The organism is Bariatricus massiliensis, assembly GCF_900086725.1.
Taxonomy (GTDB): Bacteria; Bacillota; Clostridia; order Lachnospirales; family Lachnospiraceae; genus Allocoprococcus; species Allocoprococcus massiliensis.
This window is the reverse complement of record NZ_LT574829.1, coordinates 1-2,369: the sequence shown is the minus strand read 5'-3', so window position 1 is coordinate 2,369 and position 2,369 is coordinate 1. Positions and strand designations below refer to the sequence as shown.

Genomic DNA, 2,369 nt, shown 5'->3' with positions numbered 1-2,369 from the left:
TAAATTATTGTTTATTGCTTCATTGTTGTTTATTTTTTGTTCTAAACACCATAGAGTATCTGCTATTCTCTTTTGTTCTTGATAGTCAGGTGCAAAAATTTTGCATTTTAATAATTCCGGCTGACGTAATCCCACAACAGTTGTACCCGTTGCTCTGCCATCAAGTTCTGTTTGAAAGAAAGAAGATGTCATATAAAAATAAATGTATTTAGGATAGAATTGTTGATTGATTCTAACAGCAAATAGTCGTTGGCTCAAAACAATTTTTTCATCGCTATCCCAATAGTATATCTGACCAAATGGAGCTTCAGATGTTATAAGAATATCTTCTTTTTGAATCTCTTCTTTCATCCAACATCTATACATATCTTCGGAAACATATCTGATACTATCAGGCTGAACAATCTTTCCTGTTTTGATATTCTTAGCAGATAAAGCCCTATATCCTGAATCGCTCCAATCTCCACCCAACTTTTTAGGAGTCTTTCCTCTGTAATCAATAACAGTTGAAATCACATCTGCCACTGTGTATTCTTTCCATTCCGCCATAATCAAGTTCCTTTCTATCCAATATATTTTCTGTGTGCTATCTTAACATTGCTTTGTTTAACCATTGCATATTGCAAGGTCGTATCTATTTTCCTATGCCCCAAGAGCTGTTGTAATTGTTCTATGGGCATTCCTTTATCTATTGCCATAGTCGCAAGTGTACGCCTGAACTTGTGCGGGTGTACTTTTTGCAATCCTAATTGCTTTCCAAATTCACGCAGACGAACCTCAACTCCACCGATTTTCAGCCTTTCGTGCGGCGATTTCAGTGACACGAACAGCGCCGGATTATCGTCCGTTCTGCTTTCCAAGTAATTCTGCAAATGTATCTTTGTTCGAGCGTCAAAATAAACCACTCGTTCCTTGCTGCCTTTACCGAACACGATACATTCTCGCTCGTTGAAATCAATATCATTTCGGTTAAGCAACACCATTTCGCCAACACGCATACCTGTTGAAGCCAGCATATCTATAATTGCCAAGTCTCTCAGTTCGGTGCAGTTATCTCTCATCAGCTCTAACGCTTCATCGGAATAAGTTTCCTTGATGTTCGTGCCGGTCTTTACTCTGTGTATGCGTCTGACTGGGCTTTTCAATATGTAATCCTCATCCTCCAGCCACGAGAAAAAGCTGGACAGGATACGACGAATATTGTCTATCGTAACTTTGCTGGACTTCTTCTTTTCCTGATACTCGGTCAGGTATCCTCGAATGTCGTCCGTTACAATGTGTTTAACATCTTTGTTCAGCTCACCGAGCATTGCTTCAATAGTTGCCTTATAGTATTTAAGAGATTTCTCGGAACAGCCCTCAATTCGCTTTGCAGACAAGAACAGCTCCACATAGTTCTGCTCCGAGTTAGTCTCTTGGTTTTGTTTCTCGGTTACCTCATATTTTGCAAGAGTATATTGTAAAACCTCCTGCAATTTCTCATTTTGTGCGTTATTCAGAAAAGGTAACATTCCTTGAATAACATCTCTGATTAAATCTTGTTTCACAGTCAATTCTCCTTTGAATAATTCTTAGAGAACGACTATGGGGCGGAAGTCCCCCGATATTAACTCCCGCCACCCACGGAAGTTATGGGATATGTTATAAGCTAAACAATAATTTAGCGGCTTAGAGGTCGATGTTTGAGACATCAAGCTCGCCGGACATAAGTTTAGGTAGAAGCGTATCTCTTAATTCGGAGAGCCTACGATTTTCTTCTTCATTGCCCTTCATTAGAGCAAATAATGGACTTACTAATTCATCATAATTGTTCATTGTAGTCTTGCTGAGAACTGCAATAGGTAATGACTTAATGGTGGTAAGGCTTAAATTAGCTTGGACAGCTTGCTGAATCCTTTTTGAATAGTATTCATTATGCCAATTACCGATGAAGAAACTATAAAGATATGCCGGAGTCACCTTATTTTCATCAGGTCTAATAATAGCTACCGCCTGATTGGTATTTGCTGGAAGCACACTATTATCCACCATTGCAAATCTTCCCAAAGTGCCAGCAATAGTAAACACAATGTCATTCGCTTTGATAACCGAACGTTTCAATAGTGCATTTGTTTCTTCATCAATAAAAGCAAATTTGCTACTGTCGATAGAATGACTATCAAGTATTGACTCTGCTTTAATGAAATTTATGCCTGAACTTGTAAAGGGTTTACCCAGTGTTGTTGGCGTTGTTCCTTTTGTAACTACTTTGCAGAGTTCTTGAAGTGGAACGAACTTCATTTCAGGAGGTTGGACACCACCAAAAGGCTCAAAATCAATAAACCAAGATTTGAATAGAGCTTTGGCTTGCTGCTCTAAATTATTGTTTA

3 protein-coding genes are annotated in these 2,369 nt (G+C 38.6%); all 3 read right to left on the bottom strand.

Annotated elements, in window-relative coordinates; translation table 11 throughout:
• Positions 1-549: restriction endonuclease subunit S (locus tag BN6465_RS00030; protein ID WP_199882771.1), on the bottom strand; the 549-nt coding region annotated here is incomplete at its 3' end.
• A 14-nt stretch (positions 550-563) separates the two neighbouring features.
• Positions 564-1,547 carry a site-specific tyrosine recombinase/integron integrase gene (xerA, locus tag BN6465_RS00025; protein WP_066730573.1) on the bottom strand — a complete coding sequence of 328 codons (984 nt, stop codon included), beginning with the start codon at positions 1,545-1,547 and terminating at the stop codon, positions 564-566.
• A gap of 121 nt (positions 1,548-1,668) precedes the next feature.
• Positions 1,669-2,369, bottom strand: a 701-nt coding sequence (locus tag BN6465_RS00020; RefSeq protein ID WP_199882770.1) for a restriction endonuclease subunit S, incomplete at its 5' end; no start/stop codon positions are given.